Genomic DNA, 20,379 nt, shown 5'->3' on the forward strand with positions numbered 1-20,379 from the left:
TTTCCTGATTTCTGGAAGGTCTACTACGTGAGGTCTGCAAAGCGCTCTTCTAGCGATCGCAGATCTTTGGTTTCAGTTTACGATTACAAGCTTCAATAAAAAGCCGCGATCGCACCCGGTTAAAGATGCGATCGCGGCTTCAAAACTCAGTGATTCAATTAGTAATCGAAATCGCCGCCACCCATACCAGCGCCACCCGCAGGAGCGCCATCTTTCGGTTCAGGCTTGTCAACCACAATACATTCTGTGGTTAGCACCATTGCCGCGATCGAAGCAGCGTTTTGCAGAGCAGAACGAGTCACCTTCGCCGGATCAACAATGCCTGCTTCAAACATGTCAACGAACTCACCGATCGCCGCGTTGTAGCCCACGTTGAAATCTTTCTCTTTCACGCGCTCGGCAATTACCGCACCGTTTTGACCTGCGTTCTCAGCAATCCGCTTCAGGGGAGAAGTCAACGCACGAGCCACAATCTGAGCGCCGATTAGTTCTTCGCCGCTGAGGTTGCTCGATGCCCAGCTTTCGAGGTCAGGAGCCAAGTGAGCCAAGGTCGTACCACCACCCGGAACGATACCTTCTTCAACGGCTGCCTTGGTAGCGTTAATCGCATCTTCCAGACGGAGTTTGCGATCCTTCATCTCGGTTTCGGTAGCTGCACCCACTTTCACCACTGCAACACCACCTGCAAGCTTCGCGAGACGCTCTTGCAGCTTCTCTTTGTCGTAGGAAGATTCGGTTTCTTCCATTTGACGACGGATCTGCTCAACGCGAGCTTTCACCTGCGCTTCGTTACCTTCAGCCACAATCGTAGTGGTGTCTTTGGTGATGGTGATACGACGCGCTTTGCCCAACATATCGAGCTTCGTAGCATCAAGTTTTAGACCTGCATCTTCGGTGATCAAGGTTCCACCTGTCAGCACAGCGATATCTTCGAGCATGGCTTTTCTGCGATCGCCGAATCCAGGAGCCTTCACCGCTGCCACGTTTAATACGCCGCGTAAACGGTTGACCACTAGAGTTGCCAAAGCTTCTTTCTCAATATCTTCCGCGATGATGATCAGCGGACGACCTGCACGCGCTACTTGCTCTAGAACTGGAACAAGATCTTGCACCAAGTTAATCTTCTTATCGGTGATCAGGATGAACGGCTCTTCCATCACCGCTTCCATCCGCTCGGTATCGGTTGCGAAGTAGGGAGAAATGTAGCCTTTATCAAAGCGCATTCCTTCGGTGACTTCCAGTTCGGTCGTCATCGACTTGCCTTCTTCGAGGGAGATAACGCCCTCTTTACCGACTTTATCCATTGCCGCCGCGATCATCTGACCGACTTCATCATCGTTTCCAGCCGAGATCGACGCCACTTGGGCGATCGACTTAGAATCTTCGACGGGACGAGCGTGAGCCGCAATCTTCTCAACCAAGAAGCTTGTCGCCTTGTCCATGCCGCGCTTCAGCAAGATGGCGTTCGCACCTGCTGCCACGTTCCGCATTCCTTCTTTCACGATCGCATGCGCCAAAACCGTAGCAGTCGTGGTTCCATCTCCGGCAGCGTCGTTCGTTTTAGATGCGGCTTGACGAATTAGCGCAACGCCTGTGTTCTCAACATTGTCTTCGAGTTCAATTTCTTTCGCGATCGTCACACCATCGTTCACAATTTGAGGTGCGCCGAACTTCTTTTCTAGCACCACGTTGCGACCCTTAGGACCAAGAGTAACGGCAACAGCCTCCGCTAGAATGTCCATACCACGCTCAAGAGCGCGACGAGCATTTTCGTTGTAAATAATGCGCTTAGCCATAAAACCTGCCAGTTGTAGATTGAGGGTTTGAGAAGAATTCAGGAGAGAGTCGTCCTCACCCTAGCCCTCAAGGAGAGGGAACAAGGTGTTTGAATCGGCTCCCCTCTCTTTAGCCGAGAGGGGTTGGGGGTGAGGCCAGTGAGCTGCTCAACTAAGAGTGAGCAGTGAAAATCTTAGACTCACAAATCCAAAACTAGGAAACGATCGCTAAAATATCTTTTTCCGACAACAAAACATACTCTTCAGTACCGAGTTTGATGTCTGTGCCAGCGTACTTCGAGTAAAGAACTTTGTCGCCTTCTTTGACTTCAACTTCGCTACGAGAACCATCGTCGTTGCGCTTACCAGGTCCAACGGCGACGATTTCACCAACTTGAGGCTTTTCTTTCGCATTGTCAGGCAGAAGAATTCCGCCTGCGGTTTTTTCTTCTGCTGCACTGACTTTCACAAACACGCGATCGCCCAACGGCTTCACAGTGGATACGCTCAGAGATACGGCTGCCATTACAAATTCTCCAAACTACTTGAACACAATTAATACTTACCGAGGATTCTGGTCGGAAAGGCAAACTCGACTTGCCTGAATTAGCAGCAGTCCAACCTATCCAACAGGTAGCTCTGGTAACTTACCGTTTACCAGTCTACTGTGATTAGGAGCATTAAGTTAGCACTCTCTACTCCTGAGTGCTAATTTATCGGAGCTTGGGGTCAGGTGCAACTTGTCAGGCTGTACGGGTTCCCGAACTGAGAGGACGAGAAGGCTTGCCTAGTGGGACTATCGGAGCTTAGCGACTAATTGATCTAACAAGGCATCGCCTTCTCTAGCCAAGTAATCTTCAGCAACTCGAATTAGAGCATTGAGATGAACATCATCTGAGCGATCGAGATCGTCAAAGGCAGGAGGCAGTTTCGTTTGGAAGCGAAAGTAATTTGTAGTGGACAGTAATTGGCGAGAAATATAATCGACAGCATCCGCCGACCCATCAAATAGAACATTAATAATTGGCAACACCCAGCCGATCGCGCCCCAGGTTTGAGATTCGTAGCGGCTAATCGGTCGGGCAACATCGCCTGTGCCAAACGAGGCAACGATAAAGCTGTTTAAGCCTCTCAAATTATCTCCGGCAAGCTCTGAATCTTGCTGCTCTTGGAAAATTCTCGCTCCCTCTGCGATCGCACATGCCGCCGGATTGTTCGCTACTACACCGCCATCAATCAGCGGTACCCGTTGACCTTCAATGTCTGTAATGTGGGCAGGAAAATACACGGGAGCCGATGCCGAAGCTTTGCAGATCTCCCAAATTGGGATTCTGTTGTATTTTTCCGCTCTGCCTTTGATGGTCTTAAATACTAAGGCTTCGCGAGTTTGGAGGTTATAGCTGGTAATTAGGGTTGGCACGTTCAGATCGCCAAACCTGCGATCGCCAAAAACATCTCGCAAAACTCGCTCTAAGCCTTTACCGTCATAGCGAGGTCTAAAAAATTGTCTGAGAAATCGCCAGAGCCGATTGAGCCACCACGCTCTCGGAACCGGAAAGATCCCTCCAGCACGAGTTCGGTATAACTCAACGATCGCGGTGGCAGGGATGCCTGAAGCTAAGGCGCAGGCGATCAGCGCTCCGGTTGATGTACCAGCGATCAGATCAAAGTGTTCGGCAATGGGCCGCCCTAGTTTCTGCTCAAGGCGTTGTAGCCAGATCGCCGTAATTAGTCCACGAACACCGCCACCCGATAAGCATAAGATCTTGTAGCTCATAGTCACTCCTCCAATTAGCATCTTTGCCCATATTCATCCTTGGAGTGTGAAGGATTTGCCGTCAAGTTGGCGATGAACTACAGACTTATTTTGCTCTCAACTCAGCCGCTGACTGAGCGATCGTACCCAGTTTCAAGCCTGGCGGATAGGTGCCGTCCTCTTTGATCTGCTTAATGATGGTGTCAGAAATCCGTAAGTTCATCTTCTGCCCTAACGCCCGAACGATGTCACCGCGATCGATCACGCCAGCAACTGCTTCCGCAGGAGACAGCACGGTGATCTGAGATAAATTCTTATCGTCGAGTAACTGAATCACTTCTACAATGGGCGTTGATTCCTGAACCGTGGGCACGTCGCTTAATGACTTGAGAATGCTACTCAGCGTTTTGGTTTCCCACTCACTACGCTCGATCAGTTGCAATCCATCAACATCGACCATGCCCCGATAGCGACCATTTGATGCCGCATAGTAAACGGGGGCACGAGTTCCTGACAGTAAGTGATCATCGGCAAATCGGCGTAGGGTCATATTTGCATCAACCACTCGAAACTCGCGGGTCATCGCGTCTTCAGACTTAATCTTGAGCAGCGCTTCTTGCAAATCGGTAAGGCGACTGTAGGTTGCTGCATTTTGAACCACAAACCAGCCGATCAGCGCAATCCACAAACCACCAATATAGGGCAACCCAAGCGCACTTGAAACGCCAAATGTATCTGCCAATCCCCAAGCGATCGCAATGAATCCCAACATCCGTCCTGAACTCGCTGCCCAGCGAATGCCTTGAATTTGGCTACCTGTTGCTTTCCAAACAATCGATTTGAGAACCTGACCGCCATCAAGCGGCAGTCCTGGGATCAGATTAAACAACGTCAAAACTAAGTTGATTCCCGCTAGGCGAGTGAAAAGAACGCGCAGGGGAGCATCAACGCCAGGGGTAAGAAATCCGATTAAGCCAAAGATCAGGAATAAGCTAAAGCTAACGGCAGGGCCTGCGATCGCAACTTGAAATGCTTTTCCCGGTGTCTTCGGTTCTTGCTCGATCGCTGCAATGCCACCAAAGAAGAACAGCGTAATCGACTGAACCTGAATTCCTTGAAGTTTTGCAACGAGACTATGACCTAACTCGTGCAGCAGCACCGATAGAAACAACAGCAGTGCTGTTGCTAGTCCCATTCCCCAAGCCGTTTGAGCGCCCCACTCTTGAGCATAGTTGGCTTGAAACTCAGCTCCCGCGCTCAGAGTCACTAGAGCGACGACAAAGAACCAGGACGGATCGATCCGTAACGGAATGCCAAATAATGACCCGACTCGCCAACCTGATTGCATGACTCTTTCCTAAAGCATCTTCTTCCAGGATAGACGAGACAGCCGGGATGGGGCATGAGGGATGAGGGATGAAAACCGACTCTTGATTAATTTATTTCTAATGGGGGAGCGGGTTGAGCAGCCCTCATCCAAGGCAACTATAGGACGCCTGCGTTGGTTAAGCCTAAAATCATGCCTGCACCCAACACATGCCCAAAGCTCATTGTGGCGAGCAGTTCAGGTAATCCAAATCCCTCAAACAGAGCCGGTTTAGAACCTGGGAGTTGCGGTCCGACGCCGCGATTTTTGATCGCAAACCGACCGATCGCAACTGCAAACAAACAACAAAGTGTCATTACAAGCCCGATCGCAGGCGACCATTCAGCAGTGCGCGGCGCAACGGATGCAGCAGCAAGTAAGGTTGAGTGAAGCACAGTATTTCTCCTTGCAAATCTATGATCAACCTGGATTATAGGGATATTAGGTTTACGCTTTTGCAAGGGAACGCAACTTTGTTTTAAGAGTTAACACAATAGTTTATACTTCGATACAAACGATAGAGCGTAAGCAATTTCTAATCGTTTTCAGATCTACTGTTTTTTAGATTTACGTTTGGATTAACACATCGCCTGGTTTTGCAGTTAACTCTCTATTATGTTTGATATTGAACGCCTTGAATCGCTAAGAATTCGTTCTATTACTTCTAGCAAATAGATTGAGCCTTTATAGTAATACTTTATAGAAATCCGAGTTTATTCGATTGCTATGACTCCGTTTTCAACCAGCCTTCTCTGAGTTGAATCTATCAGTTGTTGAATTTATGTCTGAAGGAATTTAGGCCTGATTGCATCTAATTTAAGACGCCGCATCGAGAACTGTCTCACACGCTGTAATCAATTGCAGCCAACATTTGAGCGATCGCTATGAGAAATTTTGCCGCGCTATACAATAGAGAGTGAAGTGAAACAAAGGATAACGGTTGTGACAGACGCGGCAACATCTCAATCGAACGAAACAGTAGAACTTGCGCCAAATTATGCAATTCCGCTGGTGCTGGTTTTGGTTGGTCTCCCCTTTGTTTTTGTGAATCTGTGGGTCGGTGCTGCGATCGCACTGTTTGGCACATTCTTATTATTTCAAGCTGTCTCGCTTCGCTTGCGATTCACCCCTACTGATTTAGATATCTATCGAGGCGAGACGCGAATTCGGCGCTTTCCCTACCAAGAGTGGCAAAACTGGGAGATCTTCTGGTCACCTGTGCCCATTTTGTTTTATTTTCGAGAAGTTAAAAGTATTCATTTCTTACCAATCATTTTTGACCCTAAAATGTTACGGACTTGCCTAGAGCAACGCTATCCAAAACCGTAATTCCATTCTGTGCCCTGTACCCCACTCTCTAGTTCATGAATTCTGACGAGTTGCCGACTGTTCAATCTGCCCAAGATCCTCCCGCAATGGATGACGCTCCTGTACAACTGGAGACGACTGCCGAAACCAACGGAAATAGTGACGTGAGTGAGGCGACCAAAGCTCTACTAAGTCAACGCATTCTAGAGCTTCAGCAGCAAGAGCACGATCTCAAGCAGGAAATTAACGCGCTGATGGCAACGCGTGCCGATTTACAGACTCAAACGATGGAGGCACAAGTCTCTTTGGGGCGGTTTGTGCAGCAAAATTTGAGCGATTTAGAGCAACGCAGACAGACGTTGCAATTGGCGATCGAACAACTCGAACGGCGTCAGGATCGAATTCGTAACGAGATGAGAACGACCTTTGCGGGCGCATCTCAAGACATTGCAATTCGGGTGCAGAGCTTCAAGGATTACCTCGTCGGCAGTCTGCAAGATCTTGCGATCGCCGCAGATCAACTAGAGTTACAAAAACCGATTAACCCAGAGCGCAACGCCGTAGACGCCTTACCTGTTCCTGCTACCCGCACTCCTCGCAACGCAGAAAAGATTACCCCGTCAGAGGCTCCTGGGCAAAAACCAACTCCTAAATTTGCAGAAGAGAAATTTCAGGACGAAGGACGCCAAATTCGCAGCGTCATTGATCAATTCCGCAATCAGCCCGACTACTACGGCCCTGTTTGGAAACTGCGCCGTACCTTTGAGCCGGTCCATGCAGAGCGGGTATCAAACTGGTTCTTCAGTCAAGGTGGAAGAGGCGCGATCCGCACGATGGGGTCTCGCTTGCAAAATATTCTCATTGCCTCCGCCGCGATCTCTATCCTCTACAATCTCTACGACGATCGCCTGAGAACTCTCATTCTTGCCAATACGCCAGAGCGGTTGGGCGAATGGCGAAGGGGCTTGCAGGATTGCTTGGGCGTAACCCGCAGTGACTTTGGCAGCGATCGCGGCATCAGCATGTTTGAAACCCCCGAACAACTCGCCCTCAAAGCCGAACGATTAGAAAAAGACGGATTTTTGCCATTCATTGTGATTGACGAAACCGAAGAAGCGGTCAGTCTAGCGTTGCTGCAATTTCCGCTGTGGTTGGCGTTTGCGCCCAGCCCGCAGCAGCTAATTCAGCAGCAATCGTATTTGTATTAGGAATGAGGGATAGAGAAAAAGCTTGTTCAAGATTTGAGCTTCTTGGGCTGAAAAATTCAGCTAAGACTTACAATGAATCCGTAATTAGCTAACGCTGGCTTTTTTCATCCCTCATTCCTCATCCCTCCCCATGCTGCCCTGGTTCATCAACAACGGACTTCTGCTCATTCTCGCCTACCTACTCGGCTCGATTCCCACTGGCTATTTAGCGGGTCGAATGCTGAAAGGAATTGATATTCGTCAAGAAGGATCGGGGTCTACGGGAGCCACGAATGTGTTGAGAACGGTGGGCAAACTGCCTGCGATCGCAGTCCTCATCGTCGATGTTCTCAAAGGCGCATTGGCAATTTTGGCAGTCGACTATGCCTTTACTCACCTCCCCGGCTGGCTCTACTTCACGAAATTTGTAGACAGAAGCTTTGCAGATTGGCAACCCTGGATGGTAGTCCTAGCAGGATTGTTGGCATTGCTAGGACATAGCAAATCCATCTGGCTCAACTTTAGTGGAGGAAAGTCAGTTGCAACGAGTTTAGGCATTCTGCTGGCAATGAACCCGATGGTGGGACTCAGCACACTAGGCGTGTTTGGGTTGAGTATCGCAATCACCAGAATTGTGTCGATTAGTTCGATCGCAGGCGCGATCGCCGCCACAATTCTGATGGTTATCTTTAAGCAACCGTTGCCCTACTGCTTGTTTGCGATCGCAGGCGGTATCTATGTGATCTGGCGACACCGCACCAACATTGGGCGGTTGCTGGCTGGCACTGAACCAAAGCTAGGGCAAAAGCTGCCATCAGAACCAGAAAGTGATCCGAGTTGAACTGCGTCTGCGACTTTAGCGCAACTAACGCCACTATTTTCTCTCAGCGCATCCTTCTCGTACTGCGTTGTCTAAGATCAGAGTCGCTGAGTAGGGATATTGCTTGTCAGACATGCTATCGCTACAGGCGGCGACTTTTTTGATCACCAGAACATTGTTCGTATTCGGTTTGCTCTGCAAGCGATAGACCCGAACAAGATCAGCGGGACGCCCTTGAGCAGTCATCGGTGCAGAATAAGGGAACGATCTCGGCTTTGAATCTGTTGTGGAGTAGACGATTCCACGCTTGCCAACGCTTATTCCCCAAAAAGGTTCAGTTCCAACCACTCTAAATTCTTCGGAACGAGTTGCAGGAGGTGATGTTTGGGCACTGTTTGCTGCATTTAGATGCAATGTCAGAGAAGCCGCACTCAGTCCAACTAAAACGCTCAAGTAGAGTAAGGGTTTCATCGGTTTCATACAATTGTGGATGATAATAGTTACCACTTCAAAGCCACTGCCTCTGTTTCCTGATTGCTCTACTGTTTTTGCTTCACTACTAATTTTTTGCTTCACTAATAATAATTTTGCTTCACTAATAATACAGTGTTCGGCTGCATAACCAATCGTTTGATCCCAGGCAGGAACGGTTGAACACCGCAGGAAATTCAGATCAGTTCGCCGATTTTACTTTGAAATTCTAAACTAAGAGAGAGCCTGTTCAAGTTGCATGTCTTGACACTACTGATGGTATTTCTAGCAGTGGTGGTGAGAATGGCAATCCCTACGTTAAAGTTCTAGTCTGCGTAACTTTAAACAAGTTCTTAATTTGAGAAGGGTGGGCTAACGTAGGTGTCAACGGCATACTTAATGTAGAAACGCCAAAAGGAAACAGAATTATGGGGTTATTTGATCGTATCAGCCGTGTGGTTCGCTCGAATGTTAACGACATGGTGAGCAAAGCGGAAGATCCAGAGAAGATCCTTGAGCAGGCTGTGATCGACATGCAGGAAGACCTGGTGCAACTGCGTCAGGCTGTCGCCACTGCGATCGCTAGCCAAAAACGCACGCAGCAGCAGCATAACCAAGCTCAATCGGAGTCAAACAACTGGCAGCAACGTGCCCAACTTGCCCTGCAGAAAGGCGATGAAAATCTCGCTCGTGAAGCCTTGCAGCGCAAGAAAACCCACACCGAAACCGCGAACGCCCTGAAAGGTCAACTCGATCAGCAATCGACCCAGGTCGAGACGCTCAAGCGCAGTTTGATTGCCCTAGAAGGCAAGATTTCGGAAGCGAAGACCAAGAAGGATATGCTGAAAGCCCGTGCCAGCGCTGCAAAAGCTCAAGAGCAACTGCAAGGCATGGTCAGCAACATGGGCACTGGCACTGCAATGGCTGCCTTTGAGCGGATGGAAGACAAAGTGTTACAGTCGGAAGCGAGAGCGCAGGCAGCAGGCGAGTTAGCGGGTGCAGATCTCGAATCGCAGTTTGCTCGCCTAGAATCGGGCGATGTTGATCTCGAACTCGAAGCGATGAAGCAACAAATGTTGGCAGGCTCAGCTCAACCGCAAGCCGCATTGCCAGGACAGGCCGCTCCTCAAACGCAGACCCAAGCGCCTAGAGATGCGGCGGTTGATTCTGAACTCGAAGATCTTAAAAAGCAGCTAGATAATCTCTAGAGGCAGATTGAACCTCTTCGTAATGTTCCATGACAAGCCCTAGCTTTCCTTTCACGAATGAGAGAGCTAGGGCTTAAAATTATGTAAAGCAGTTGTTAAGTATCCCATGCAGTATGAGTAGCGTTCGCGTCATTACAGATCCCGAATTTAAGGCAGAAGTTCTCGATGCCACTCAGCCTGTACTCGTGTATTTCTGGGCGTCGTGGTGTGGTCCGTGTCGGTTGACGGCTCCGTTAGTTGATGGCATTGCCAGCAGTTATGGTGATCGCATCAAAGTGATCAAAATGGAAGTTGATCCAAACCCCGAAACGGTTGCTCAGTACAAGGTGGAAGGCGTTCCGGCGTTCCGGCTGTTTCAAGATGGCGAAATGAAGAAGTCAACCGAAGGGGCGATCAATAAACAAAAGCTTGAAGATCTCGTGACCCAAAATCTATTGACGGCGTAAGAACCGTGACCCGATATGCGATTTGCCAAACGTCTAGACTGGCTTCAGTCCAATGTATTTGCGGATATGGATCGGGCAAAAGCCGCTGCCAAAGCCGCCGGACGGAACATTATTGATTTGTCGTTGGGATCGTCTGATTTGCCGGCTGAGGCACATGTGATCGACGCGATCGCAGCGTCACTTCACGATCCGGCGACCCACGGCTATTTGTTGTTTAACGGCACTAAAGCATTTCGGCAAGCTGCCGCAAGTTGGTACACCCATAAATTTGGCATACCCGTTGATCCAGAAACTGAGGTTTTACCACTCATTGGCTCTCAAGAAGGAACGGCACATTTACCATTAGCGGTGTTGAATCCTGGTGATTTTGCGCTGTTGCTTGATCCGGGTTATCCGTCTCACGTGGGGGGCGTGTATCTCGCGGGTGGGCAGGTTTATGCCATGCCTCTTTTGGAAAAGAATAACTTTTTGCCTGTGCTAGAGGACGTTCCAGACGCGGTTTTAGCACAGTCCCGCATGATGGTGTTGAGCTATCCGCACAACCCAACCAGCGCGATCGCACCGCTGCCGTTTTTTAAGGAAGCGGTGGCGTTCTGTCAGCGCCACGATCTTGTGCTGGTTCATGATTTTCCCTATGCAGATTTATATTTTGGAGAAACGCCCGTTCCTTCGATATTGCAGGCTGATCCTGAAAAAACGGTGTCGATTGAGTTCTTTACAATGTCAAAGTCCTATCACATGGGCGGGTTTCGGATCGGCTATGCGATCGGGAATGCAGACCTGATCCGCGCGTTGCGGCAAGTCAAAGCGGCCGTGGATTTTAATCAGTATTTGGGAATCTTGAACGGCGCGATCGCAGCTCTAACGGGTTCGCAAATGGGCGTACAGAAAGGAGTCGAGATTTTTCGGCGGCGACGGGATGCCTTTGTTGCAGCTCTCGATCGCATCGGTTGGCAGGTTCCGACACCAGAGGCGACGATGTATATTTGGGCAAAACTACCGCCGCAATGGGCGTCAGATTCGATTCGGTTCAGTACGGAACTTGTACAGGCAACGGGTGTAGCGGTGTCGCCAGGCTCAGGGTTTGGAAAATCAGGGGAAGGCTATGTGCGCTTTGCATTGGTGCATGAACCAGAAATCCTAGAGGAAGCTGTCGATCTCATTGCAACGTTTCTCTAAGCTCGACTCAACTTCACACATTCTTGATTTTTGCGGAAAATACTTAGTCTTGGCTTTGTAATCTTTCGTACCCATTTTGTCTACACTAAGAGGCAACTGCTGAGGCTACAGTCTCGGTACAAGGTTTGCTTCAAGCTTCTGCGGTATCTACGGCTTGAATTGTAAATTCAAGGTTGATTTGGGGTGTATTCTCGTAAGCTCACTTGCAGCTTACTTAGTCTAATGCTCGACCATTGCCCTTAGCGTATGCAAGAACGATCGTTGCCCAAAGTTTATTATGTAGCAGCCGTTTTTTCCTTGATGGGGATGATGACTGCTTCTGCTCAGGCTGGAACGCTAGCGAGTCTCAGCGTTCGGCAAGCAACACCATATGATGAGTACGTTGACGAGGAGCGCCAAAAACAATCCCTCCCCTCAGCAAAAGACTTTACACCTCAGCAAGTGCTTCAAGCTGGCTCCAGACACTCATTGCTTGTTCGGCAACCCCTTTATCGCGAAGTGCCTCGTGTGAATTCGTTTAGTGCACTTCGCGCAAAGGATGAGGTGATCATCAAGTCAGAAGTACCGCCAGCCCCGAAACGAGTTGAGGTTCCTGAGCCATCCGTTGTGCTGGGATTGATTGCGATCGCAGGACTAATCACCATTAAACGGCCACGAGTTTCTAACGACTGACTTATTGCTCCAAAAGAATCTTTTGCTAACCTAATTCTTTTGGAGCAACAAGTCACTATTAAAGAGTTGCCTGCAATTGATTCAGCAAATTCTCCACATAGGTCAATGCCCCTTTAATCGTGGCAGCATCTTCAATATCGACGCCGACAAACTGCCGCAAGGCTGCAACCTGATCCATACTGCCTCCAGACGCCAGTAATTCTAGATAACCTGGAATGAACGCTTTGCCGACCTCAAGATATTTCTGATAGCACGCCAAGCTGACAATATTCGACGCCGTGTACTGGTAACAATAGAACGGCTTGAAGTAAATATGTCCAATTCGCGCCCAATCGTACTGATGTTCAGGCAGCACTTCCACCGCATCGCCGCAGAGATCTTGGTACAACTTCATCCATTCTGCGTTCACAAAACTCTGGTCGAAACTGCCTTGAGCCGCGCGATCGTGGACTGCCAATTCTAATCGACTGATCGTACTTTGCCGGAACAGTAGATTGAGCTGATCTTCTAACTGCCGGGTAATCAGCGTCTTTGTCAATGCCTTGTCGCCTTCTGCTTGCTTCAGCAAATAATCGAGCAAGAGCAGTTCGTTGAACGTCGATGCAATTTCTGCCAACACCATCGGCGGATTGCTGTTGAAATACGACTGGCGATCGCCAATCCATTCAAAGTGCAGTCCATGTCCCATTTCATGGGCAAGGGTGAAGAGCGAATTGTAATCGTCGGTGTAAGACAGCAGCAGATAGCTGTGTTTGCCGTAGGTGTAAGAGCAGAACGCGCCGCCTCGCTTGCCGGGGCGCACTTTCGCATCCACCCAATTGTTTAGAAAAAATTCTTCAGCACGACGGGCATAATTTGGATCAAACTGATCTAATGCCGCTAGAAGCGTTTCTACTCCAGCTTTGTAGCTAATCGCTGCGGTCTGATTGTTCCCTGTGTCCCAAGGTGCGTAGAGATCGCACGTCCGAATGGTCTGCCCGATCGCCTTGGCTTTCAACTGATAGTAGCGCTGAAACAGATCAAATCGCGCCCCTGTACCATCCATAATGGCCCGAAACACAGGTTCAGACACTTCATCGGCTAACAGTTGCTTGTGCAGAGTAGATGGGTAGCCGCGCATCTGATTCTCTAGTTTGTGATCTTGCGCGACGGTGTTGAGGATGTAGCCATACAGCGAATTGTGTTGCTTCATCACCTTGCGAACCGATTGATACGCCGCGTACCGCGTCTCTGGGTTTGGATGATAGAGTAATGCACTGAGTTCGGCGTCGGTGTTCGCCGTTTTGCTATCCGTCGTGGTGACAGGCTCATATTCTTGTTCGCCAAGATGCACCGATCGCAGTTGAATAAATGCCTGCCGTCCGGTCAAACTGTCTTGATTACGAGTTTGTTCTACAGCTTCTGAGAGCTTGTACGGGCGGTAATTTGCAATCCGATTCAGGTAATGCTGGTAAGTCTTGAGAACCGTTGCTTGCTGCAACCGATCGAATTGATCTGCCTCAATGCCTTGCAGCTCCAGATCGAAAAATAGGAGCTGATTCTCGATCGCAGTCAATGCTTCCATGACGCGATCGAGAAACTGTTTCGCTTCGGTACTGCGAGTATCCGCTGAGAAGATCAGGGATGGGAAGGCATAGAGGTAGCCAGATTTCTCTGCGATCGCTTCCAGTGTTTTAAAGCACTCCGCCAACTGTTCGGGAGCTAGCGTATTGACTCGACCTCGAAACTGATCTCGAAACTCGGTTGCCTGCTTCTGCAACGTCTGTAAATCTTGTTCTAACTGCGGATCATCAAATCCTCGATAGAGATCCGACAAATCCCATTCCTGAGCATTTTCCACCGGAAACGTAGCCTGCGCCTCAACTGATTGCGTCATCGGTTCAATTCCTTACTTCAACAGCAAATTCATCTGTCTAGCCCTGACTTATCCTCTTAACTTCCGAGTGTTATCCAAGAGACTTTGGGCGAACTGATCAAATCGTTTGGCAAGACCTTCATCAAGAAGCTTGCCATCTTGTCCAAACGCTTTCCAAACTTGCCCGATCGACACCTGTTCTGGAATCACCCAAGCGTGAACCCACCGCATAATGAGCCGCAAATGATTCAACGCATTACTGTTGGGCTGTCCTCCCAACACGCTAATCAGTCCCGTCACTTTTCCGTCGAGTTGGTCAAAACTCATCAAGTCCAGCGCATTTTTTAGCACGCCGCTCACACTGCCGTGATACTCCGGGGTAGCCAAAATCAAACCGTCTGCCTCTTTCACTGCCGTCCGCAATCGTTCTACATCAGGATGATCAGGATAGTCGTTACCGCCATTTGAGAGCGGCAGATTCATTGTGCGTAAATCCAACACTTCAACCTCTGCATCCAAGGCTTTTAAGCGGTCTACGGCTTGGGTCAGGGCTTGAAAGGTATACGATTCGGGGCGCAAACTGCCCGCAATACCAACGAATTTGACCATGAGAGAAGTTCCTATAGAGCGTGAGAATGTATCAGAATTTTGAGTGAGTTGAGGCGGTGTCTCATCCGTTATGGGTTAGAGTTCGTGCCTCGTCCTAAAATGAACTCGTAATGATTACGTTTAAGGTAGCAAAAAACTTAATTCTGCCAACAAGCTTGCATCGGTAGTGCTCATCTCTACTGAGACAACCACCCGAAAATCTCACCTATCGTTAATTTCACTGCTTCAGCAAATTCAGGAACGGAAACAAAAGATTCTGGGGTTGCTAGAGAAACTAAAATCGGCTGCTTTTGGGATGGGTAAACCAAGATGGCTTGCTCAGCCGGATCAATAATCCAACTCATCTGAGTTCCATGACTTAAGCAATGTAAAATTTTGTCCATCACCCTCGTCGAACGTTGATCAGGCGACAAAATTTCAATTGTCCAATCTGGGGCGATCGTGAAGTGATTTGCGATAACTCCGTTAGTTTTTCGAGGAATCCTGTTGTAGGTAAACACAGCAATGTCAGGAACGATCGCTCGTCCGCCAAAGGTGCAGCGTAACTCAGGCAAAGCCCTCGCAATCTTTTGAGGCTTAACAATAGTGTGATTGCTGCGACCAAATCGGCTTGAATGACGCTGTGTTCTCCTTGAGGCATTGGTTTCGGAATGATTTGACCGTTAATGTATTCGCTAGCCGGTTTAGTTTCTGGCAATTGCAGAAACTCTTCGATCGTTAGCGCTTTAGAAGGGGTCTGTACCATTGCAATTCCAACCTTGGTTCTTGGTTAAAGGTACCTTGAGACGCCATTCATGCCTCTCCTCTCATTCATGCCTCTATTGTGGCGTGAATGGCTTCATAGCAAGATTCGATCGTTTGTCGTTCTTGCAGAGCAGTAACCAATGCCTCGTAAGTCGATTCGTGATTTTGCAGCAACGTTTTTGCTCGCAAAACGGCTAACCGTTCTCGCTGTTCGATATCTGATGCTGTCATGCCCAACTGCATCAAGATTTGCCGGAATTTGCTGCGATCGTCGCTGCCACCTTCCGAACTTCCGTACGTGATCTGTTCTGCAGCGATGCCCGCCATCCAAACGGTGCAGAAGCGATCGAGCCATTGCGCCGAGATTTTGCCCTGTTGCAATTGCTGATCAAGTTCTTGTGTATCGAACTGAACACCGCCTTGCCCGGCTTGTCCCTGTTTGATCGCTTCCCAAGCGCTGAGGGTATAGCCCACAACTGGAATCTCAAGCTGTTGAGCTACGAGAAAATGCCCTGCTTCATGATGAATCACGCGATCGCGGTGATCCGGTGAGAAACTGGCGAACCAATCTAGGACAACGGAACCAAACTTTCCTTGCCATTGCAGTGAATCAAGCGTCGCGACGCTCAAGACACCGAAGACTGCGATCGCAGGAACAAACGGTGAGATGTTTAGCAATGGACCCAGCAACACTGAAAGCGTCATTGCGAAAATAGAAATTGCAGCGAGATTTAATCCAGTTTGATTCATAGAGATAAACGGTAAGAAAACTAAAGCAGAGCCGATTTACTTAACCCTTGTTCGTATTTTCAGCTCCCTGTTCTTTGTTTTGTCTAGCTTTGTAGAATGTTTCTAAACTCTGCTGATCGCCAACAAACCGCCAATGCCAAGGCTCGTAGGTTACGCCTTGCTGATTATTTTTTGGAAACGAAAGCTCAAAATTGAATCGAGCAGCATTGGCTTGCAGCCATTTGTAGGCAGCCGTTTCTTCAAAGGTAGGGCTTAGATTTGTTGCGGGCGTATTACCATCGCCAAGATCGATCGCATATCCCGTGTGATGTTCGCTGTGTCCGGGCGGTGCGCTGACCTCTGCTCGTTGCTGGACACTCTGATTGCGCTCCGCTTTCACATTGAAATACACGTCTTGCTGCTCAGCGATCGATCGAAACGCAGAGAGTGGAACCAATACAACCTGATCGGCTGAAGCGGCATTGACCATCTCTCGATAAGCTTTCGCAGCACTAGAGCGCAGCTTTATCCCTCCATCGTCACTAATTGGCTCTAGCTCAGATTGAGGCGCTTCGGCATAGGTGTAGTGATTGAGCAGTCGCCCATCGGCATCAGTTGGGCTGACATTGGGAGAGGCTTCAGGACTGGGGGAGATCGGATTAGACGCGATCGAAGACAAAGCAGAGCGATATTGATAAGCAACCAATCCAGAGGCAGCAAGCGCGATCGCGCCAACTCCCACAATCAATCCAGTCAAATTGCGACGCGGCTTTGACGGAACTTCAACGGTTTCACGCTCAGCAACCGGAATATCATCAAACGAGGGATTTGAATCTTTGGGAGGTTTTCCCGGCAGACCAGCGTTACTCAAGCAATATCTCCTGAATGTCGTTGGGTATCTATTTAGTATGTCAGAAAGTTTAGTATGTCAGAAAGTAGTCGGTCAGAAAGAGGAATATGGAGCTAAAGCCAAGCATCATCGTCATCCCACAAATCTTTAGAGGGCTTAGGCTGCGGCGGTTTCACAGGCTTTTTGAGCGGTTCTTGAACTGAAGGTTTGGGAGCGTCAATGTCCCAGTCGTCCCAAGGAGCGGGTTCATTGCGGCTGGTAGAAACAGGGGGTTGTGAGGCATCGTCTAGATCAATGTCGTCAATCAAGCCATCGACCTGCTCGACGACAGTTCTAGCTTTTTCTCTCGCTTGTTCAGCAACCAGTTTGGCTCGTTCCTTGGCTTGCCCAAACAGCGATCGCACATCCTGGGTCAGGTGGATCTTCTCTTCTTTTAACAGTTCAGTGACTTTTGAGAACTTTTCTTGGATGCCTTCTCGGTAAAGCGCAAACGATCGCGCTGCGCCCGCAGGCACTAACACGCGACGATTGCCAAAGCTGAGAATATAGTTAAAGGGCAACATGTAAATGCTTCCCGCAATGCCGCCTAAGCTATTGGAGGTAAAGAGGTAATGCTCGATCTCGCCTGTTTCGAGATCAAATAAATAATCAATAATTTTTCCAGTCCGCTCGCCGTTGTCTGTCCAGACTTCCCAGCCCACTAACGATTCAATCTGACGAACTTTTTCAGCGTCGGTGTCCACTGGCTTCGAGTTCACCAGGATTCCGTTCGCCCCGATCGCGTCTAATTGATCTAAATTAAAGGCCGTTTTCTTCGAGCCGAGCCAGCCCGATCGACAGATAAACCCCAACACGCGATGCATTTGAGGGTAAGTCCACAGCACCTCAAGTTGTCCAAATTCTTGCATTGAGCGGCGTTCGAGGACAACCTGATTTAACAAGTCACTGTGCTTGACGGCGTCTGGCTGCTTCGACATAAGTACACTAAATTAGGGAAAGCCCGCGAGTATCTACTAGTGTACAAGGCAAAAAACGCATCAATGTTCTTTAGAAGCTTAATTTAAAGTACGAAAAGAGGGGCCATCAACGAATCTCTGCAACACAACAATGCCAAAAATTGACCCCTCAAAGATAAAACTATTCTGTGAATACAACCGATCGAGACTAATCGGCAAAAGTGAGTAAGGTTACAGAGTCAGCCGGCAAGGTCATGCCTCCCCTAATTGCATCCCAGCTCACGGTCTTCTGAATTGACCCTGCCTCTGAGAACTCGTATTGCTCTATCTGCGTTCCTGGATTGCTGACACTAACATCTGCTTGCACCGCTTGGGTCGTACCCGAATGATTGATCAGCAAGTACGACTTGTACCCTAACGCTGAGTTCTTCACGGCAAAGGTCATAACGGCTTTCTCATTGTTGCTCGAACTCGCCACCTGCTCGCCCACCAAGCGATTGTTCAACACCTGCAAAAATGCTCCGCCTAGCCGCAAATCGTTCTGATCGCCCATCTTGCCATAGGTGCCATCTTTCTCATTCCATGCCAGAGCCGCTACTGCCCCGTTCTTCTGAGCACTCACCATCGCCAAAGCATCGAATACTACGCCTTTGTGAGTCGTCATGCGTGGGTCTCGTGTCTGCCACGTCCAACTGATGTTGTACTCGCCTAACATGACTGGAATTTCTCGCGTCGGACTTGCTTCTTTCAGTGCTTGAACAATCGAGGCCGTTCTCGACCCGATCGCCATTGCACCATCATAAATTTCGGAGTCGGCTGTGGAAGCACTACCCGTGGCATAGTGATGGTAGGTAAAGAAATCAAGGTTCGCTTTAGTGCCCTGGATGAAGGGGACATAGAACGGTTGCAGATCTGACCGTGCCATCCCCGGTCCTCCAACTTGAATTGTGGGATCAGCCTGCTTCATCGCGACAGCCGCTTTATTGTAAATCTCGATCAGCTCATTCAGACGATCGGGTTGGGCAGGGTTTTTGAGTCCACCCCAGCCGCTTTCAGTGTGAAACGGAGTGAAATAAGAGTCGTCTTTCTCGTTGGTGACTTCCCAATACTTAACTTTGAAGTTCGAGTCCTGGTTGACGATTTTGACCAGATCGGCACAGAGTTGGGCGTAATTGTCGAACTGATTGACATCAAGGAAGCCATCGTTATTAGCATCCATCCAGCTAGGCCAAGTAGGAATGTTGATCATGCGCTCAGGTTTGCTGGCGTCAAACGAGGAAAATGAAGACTCCAACGCTTGTTTTATCTTGGTGGTATCCCAGGTGCGATGAGCCGTGTCAATCAATCCATCAGGGGTGCTGGAGTCCTGCATGGCAGTGGCATTGTGAAACCGAATCAACCCGGGTTTCATCAAGGACATATTGCTTTTGTAGGCGGCACTGTTAAAGCTTTCAGGACGAAAGCCTTGAAAAGCATTGAGTCCGAATCCGAGTCCTGTGGTTGAACCCTCTACATTTGCCCAATCTACAGTAGTTGTAATGCCATCAAATGATGAACTTGCTGCTGGCGCTGGCGTTGACTCACGATCTGCTGCTGGAGCATAAAGTTGGTTCTGAGGAACAATCTCTTTGGTTTGGCTGCCACTAGACCATAAGAGCTTTGAGACAGCTCCCACGGTGTTTTCGTAGTATTCCAACTTGATGTCATACTTCTGTCCCGCTGCGAGAGCAATGGTTCCGCTGTCTTCGGTTGGTGCGTGATCCGTCCAATGATCAATCAGGAGTTGCCCGTCAACCCACAGCCGAACGCCATCATCTGAATAGGTATAGAACGTGTAATTTTCGGAGTATTTGGGCTGAATCTGACCTGTCCAGCGAACTGAGAAATGCTCTGGCTCAAGGGAAGCATCTGGAGAACTAGATGCCCAGTCAAAATCTACTGTTGAATCAATTCGAGTTAATTTTAGATTCGTGAGATCCTGACCTTCGTAATACTGGGCCTGTAGCCCTTGGCCGCTGTCAGAACTTCGGGAGAGATTCCTGCTGCCTGTGAGATTTTGTAAGCCAGTAGAATCGTTGAATAGATTTGAGTCAGTCGCTCCGGTTGTGGTGTTTCTAGTATTTGCGATCGCGCTAAAGCTAAGGCCATCCTCTAGGACGCCAAGATTGAGATTCGACATCTATAAATTTCTCCGAGCAGATTTAGAGCGGTGGAGTTTCTAAGGCAAATGCACCCTGTAGTAGAACCCTTGCTAGGGTTCAGCCTTATCGTTCCAACTTCAATGCCAACCTCGTGAAGCAAATCATGTCGATATAGAAAGTACTTCGCCGCGCATTTATTTAGCCCAGGTTGGGTTTAACTATACACATACGTGCGTATGGAAGGCTTAATTTCTGCATTACATACACTCCTGATTTAGGCCAAAACAAGCACTACGACAGCATTTAA

19 protein-coding genes and 1 pseudogene are annotated in these 20,379 nt (G+C 48.9%); 7 read left to right on the plus strand and 13 right to left on the minus strand.

Annotated elements, in window-relative coordinates:
* Positions 1 to 158: 158 nt before the first annotated feature.
* The 5 genes from groL to psaK all read right to left on the minus strand — a co-directional run bounded on the left by groL (position 159) and on the right by psaK (position 5,292).
* Complete coding sequence (gene groL, locus AC5I6P_RS17650; RefSeq protein WP_495695091.1) at positions 159 to 1,796, minus strand: chaperonin GroEL; 1,638 nt, start codon at positions 1,794 to 1,796, stop codon at positions 159 to 161.
* 193 nt (positions 1,797 to 1,989) lie between these two features.
* The gene (groES, locus tag AC5I6P_RS17655) at positions 1,990 to 2,301 is read right to left on the minus strand and encodes a co-chaperone GroES (protein ID WP_495695092.1); all 312 of its coding nucleotides are present in this window, start codon (positions 2,299 to 2,301) and stop codon (positions 1,990 to 1,992) included.
* 270 nt (positions 2,302 to 2,571) lie between these two features.
* Positions 2,572 to 3,552 (minus strand): CBASS cGAMP-activated phospholipase, encoded by a 981-nt coding sequence (locus tag AC5I6P_RS17660; RefSeq protein WP_495695093.1) that lies wholly within the window; start codon positions 3,550 to 3,552, stop codon positions 2,572 to 2,574.
* Between the two features lie 85 nt (positions 3,553 to 3,637).
* Positions 3,638 to 4,879: a site-2 protease family protein gene (locus AC5I6P_RS17665; RefSeq protein WP_495695094.1), complete on the minus strand. Its 1,242-nt coding sequence runs from the start codon at positions 4,877 to 4,879 to the stop codon at positions 3,638 to 3,640.
* A gap of 137 nt (positions 4,880 to 5,016) precedes the next feature.
* Positions 5,017 to 5,292, minus strand: a complete 276-nt coding sequence (psaK, locus tag AC5I6P_RS17670; protein ID WP_495695095.1) for a photosystem I reaction center subunit PsaK — start codon at positions 5,290 to 5,292, stop codon at positions 5,017 to 5,019.
* A gap of 547 nt (positions 5,293 to 5,839) precedes the next feature.
* On the opposite strand from psaK, the gene AC5I6P_RS17675 reads away from it, so the two are divergent.
* The 3 genes from AC5I6P_RS17675 to plsY all read left to right on the plus strand — a co-directional run bounded on the left by AC5I6P_RS17675 (position 5,840) and on the right by plsY (position 8,233).
* Positions 5,840 to 6,226, plus strand: coding sequence for a DUF3119 family protein (locus tag AC5I6P_RS17675; RefSeq protein WP_495695096.1), 387 nt, complete (start codon positions 5,840 to 5,842; stop codon positions 6,224 to 6,226).
* A gap of 35 nt (positions 6,227 to 6,261) precedes the next feature.
* The gene (locus AC5I6P_RS17680; RefSeq protein ID WP_495695097.1) at positions 6,262 to 7,413 is read left to right on the plus strand and encodes a DUF3086 domain-containing protein; all 1,152 of its coding nucleotides are present in this window, start codon (positions 6,262 to 6,264) and stop codon (positions 7,411 to 7,413) included.
* 130 nt (positions 7,414 to 7,543) lie between these two features.
* Positions 7,544 to 8,233 (plus strand): glycerol-3-phosphate 1-O-acyltransferase PlsY, encoded by a 690-nt coding sequence (gene plsY, locus AC5I6P_RS17685; protein WP_495695098.1) that lies wholly within the window; start codon positions 7,544 to 7,546, stop codon positions 8,231 to 8,233.
* 33 nt (positions 8,234 to 8,266) lie between these two features.
* On the opposite strand, the gene AC5I6P_RS17690 is transcribed toward plsY, so the two are convergent.
* The gene (locus AC5I6P_RS17690; protein ID WP_495695099.1) at positions 8,267 to 8,683 is read right to left on the minus strand and encodes a COG3650 family protein; all 417 of its coding nucleotides are present in this window, start codon (positions 8,681 to 8,683) and stop codon (positions 8,267 to 8,269) included.
* A 428-nt stretch (positions 8,684 to 9,111) separates the two neighbouring features.
* Between AC5I6P_RS17690 and AC5I6P_RS17695 the strand changes: the two genes are divergently transcribed.
* From AC5I6P_RS17695 to AC5I6P_RS17710, 4 genes are all read left to right on the plus strand, one after another.
* Positions 9,112 to 9,891, plus strand: a complete 780-nt coding sequence (locus tag AC5I6P_RS17695; protein WP_495695100.1) for a PspA/IM30 family protein — start codon at positions 9,112 to 9,114, stop codon at positions 9,889 to 9,891.
* A 113-nt stretch (positions 9,892 to 10,004) separates the two neighbouring features.
* Positions 10,005 to 10,337 (plus strand): thioredoxin family protein, encoded by a 333-nt coding sequence (locus AC5I6P_RS17700; protein ID WP_495695101.1) that lies wholly within the window; start codon positions 10,005 to 10,007, stop codon positions 10,335 to 10,337.
* A gap of 15 nt (positions 10,338 to 10,352) precedes the next feature.
* Positions 10,353 to 11,516, plus strand: a complete 1,164-nt coding sequence (locus tag AC5I6P_RS17705; RefSeq protein ID WP_495695102.1) for an LL-diaminopimelate aminotransferase — start codon at positions 10,353 to 10,355, stop codon at positions 11,514 to 11,516.
* A 246-nt stretch (positions 11,517 to 11,762) separates the two neighbouring features.
* On the plus strand, positions 11,763 to 12,188 hold the full coding sequence (locus tag AC5I6P_RS17710; RefSeq protein ID WP_495695103.1) for a PEP-CTERM sorting domain-containing protein: 426 nt from the start codon (positions 11,763 to 11,765) through the stop codon (positions 12,186 to 12,188).
* A gap of 58 nt (positions 12,189 to 12,246) precedes the next feature.
* On the opposite strand, the gene AC5I6P_RS17715 is transcribed toward AC5I6P_RS17710, so the two are convergent.
* From AC5I6P_RS17715 to AC5I6P_RS17745, 7 genes and pseudogenes are all read right to left on the minus strand, one after another.
* A complete protein-coding gene (locus AC5I6P_RS17715; RefSeq protein ID WP_495695104.1) occupies positions 12,247 to 14,064 on the minus strand; it encodes a M3 family oligoendopeptidase in 1,818 nt (605 codons plus the stop codon).
* A gap of 48 nt (positions 14,065 to 14,112) precedes the next feature.
* Positions 14,113 to 14,652 carry an NADPH-dependent FMN reductase gene (locus tag AC5I6P_RS17720; protein WP_495695105.1) on the minus strand — a complete coding sequence of 180 codons (540 nt, stop codon included), beginning with the start codon at positions 14,650 to 14,652 and terminating at the stop codon, positions 14,113 to 14,115.
* Between the two features lie 176 nt (positions 14,653 to 14,828).
* Positions 14,829 to 15,397, minus strand: a pseudogene (locus tag AC5I6P_RS17725) (Uma2 family endonuclease).
* Positions 15,398 to 15,462: 65 nt separating this feature from the next.
* Positions 15,463 to 16,146, minus strand: a complete 684-nt coding sequence (locus AC5I6P_RS17730) for a M41 family metallopeptidase (protein WP_495695106.1) — start codon at positions 16,144 to 16,146, stop codon at positions 15,463 to 15,465.
* A gap of 40 nt (positions 16,147 to 16,186) precedes the next feature.
* Positions 16,187 to 16,996 carry a M15 family metallopeptidase gene (locus AC5I6P_RS17735; RefSeq protein ID WP_495695107.1) on the minus strand — a complete coding sequence of 270 codons (810 nt, stop codon included), beginning with the start codon at positions 16,994 to 16,996 and terminating at the stop codon, positions 16,187 to 16,189.
* Positions 16,997 to 17,088: 92 nt separating this feature from the next.
* Positions 17,089 to 17,952 carry a PRC-barrel domain-containing protein gene (locus tag AC5I6P_RS17740; protein WP_495695108.1) on the minus strand — a complete coding sequence of 288 codons (864 nt, stop codon included), beginning with the start codon at positions 17,950 to 17,952 and terminating at the stop codon, positions 17,089 to 17,091.
* 187 nt (positions 17,953 to 18,139) lie between these two features.
* Positions 18,140 to 20,110, minus strand: a complete 1,971-nt coding sequence (locus tag AC5I6P_RS17745; RefSeq protein ID WP_495695109.1) for a PA14 domain-containing protein — start codon at positions 20,108 to 20,110, stop codon at positions 18,140 to 18,142.
* Between the last annotated feature and the right edge of the window lie 269 nt (positions 20,111 to 20,379).

Source organism: Myxacorys sp. (assembly GCF_059501405.1).

What these genes read in the sequence shown, in the direction of transcription:
- groL (WP_495695091.1), bottom strand. Translation starts at nt 1,796, where the DNA reads ATGGCTAAGCGCATTATTTACAACGAAAATGCTCGTCGCGCTCTTGAG.
- groES (WP_495695092.1), bottom strand. Translation starts at nt 2,301, where the DNA reads ATGGCAGCCGTATCTCTGAGCGTATCCACTGTGAAGCCGTTGGGCGAT.
- AC5I6P_RS17660 (WP_495695093.1), bottom strand. Translation starts at nt 3,552, where the DNA reads ATGAGCTACAAGATCTTATGCTTATCGGGTGGCGGTGTTCGTGGACTA.
- AC5I6P_RS17665 (WP_495695094.1), bottom strand. Translation starts at nt 4,879, where the DNA reads ATGCAATCAGGTTGGCGAGTCGGGTCATTATTTGGCATTCCGTTACGG.
- AC5I6P_RS17680 (WP_495695097.1), top strand. Translation starts at nt 6,262, where the DNA reads ATGAATTCTGACGAGTTGCCGACTGTTCAATCTGCCCAAGATCCTCCC.
- plsY (WP_495695098.1), top strand. Translation starts at nt 7,544, where the DNA reads ATGCTGCCCTGGTTCATCAACAACGGACTTCTGCTCATTCTCGCCTAC.
- AC5I6P_RS17690 (WP_495695099.1), bottom strand. Translation starts at nt 8,683, where the DNA reads ATGAAACCCTTACTCTACTTGAGCGTTTTAGTTGGACTGAGTGCGGCT.
- AC5I6P_RS17695 (WP_495695100.1), top strand. Translation starts at nt 9,112, where the DNA reads ATGGGGTTATTTGATCGTATCAGCCGTGTGGTTCGCTCGAATGTTAAC.
- AC5I6P_RS17700 (WP_495695101.1), top strand. Translation starts at nt 10,005, where the DNA reads ATGAGTAGCGTTCGCGTCATTACAGATCCCGAATTTAAGGCAGAAGTT.
- AC5I6P_RS17705 (WP_495695102.1), top strand. Translation starts at nt 10,353, where the DNA reads ATGCGATTTGCCAAACGTCTAGACTGGCTTCAGTCCAATGTATTTGCG.
- AC5I6P_RS17710 (WP_495695103.1), top strand. Translation starts at nt 11,763, where the DNA reads ATGCAAGAACGATCGTTGCCCAAAGTTTATTATGTAGCAGCCGTTTTT.
- AC5I6P_RS17715 (WP_495695104.1), bottom strand. Translation starts at nt 14,064, where the DNA reads ATGACGCAATCAGTTGAGGCGCAGGCTACGTTTCCGGTGGAAAATGCT.
- AC5I6P_RS17720 (WP_495695105.1), bottom strand. Translation starts at nt 14,652, where the DNA reads ATGGTCAAATTCGTTGGTATTGCGGGCAGTTTGCGCCCCGAATCGTAT.
- AC5I6P_RS17730 (WP_495695106.1), bottom strand. Translation starts at nt 16,146, where the DNA reads ATGAATCAAACTGGATTAAATCTCGCTGCAATTTCTATTTTCGCAATG.
- AC5I6P_RS17740 (WP_495695108.1), bottom strand. Translation starts at nt 17,952, where the DNA reads ATGTCGAAGCAGCCAGACGCCGTCAAGCACAGTGACTTGTTAAATCAG.
- AC5I6P_RS17745 (WP_495695109.1), bottom strand. Translation starts at nt 20,110, where the DNA reads ATGTCGAATCTCAATCTTGGCGTCCTAGAGGATGGCCTTAGCTTTAGC.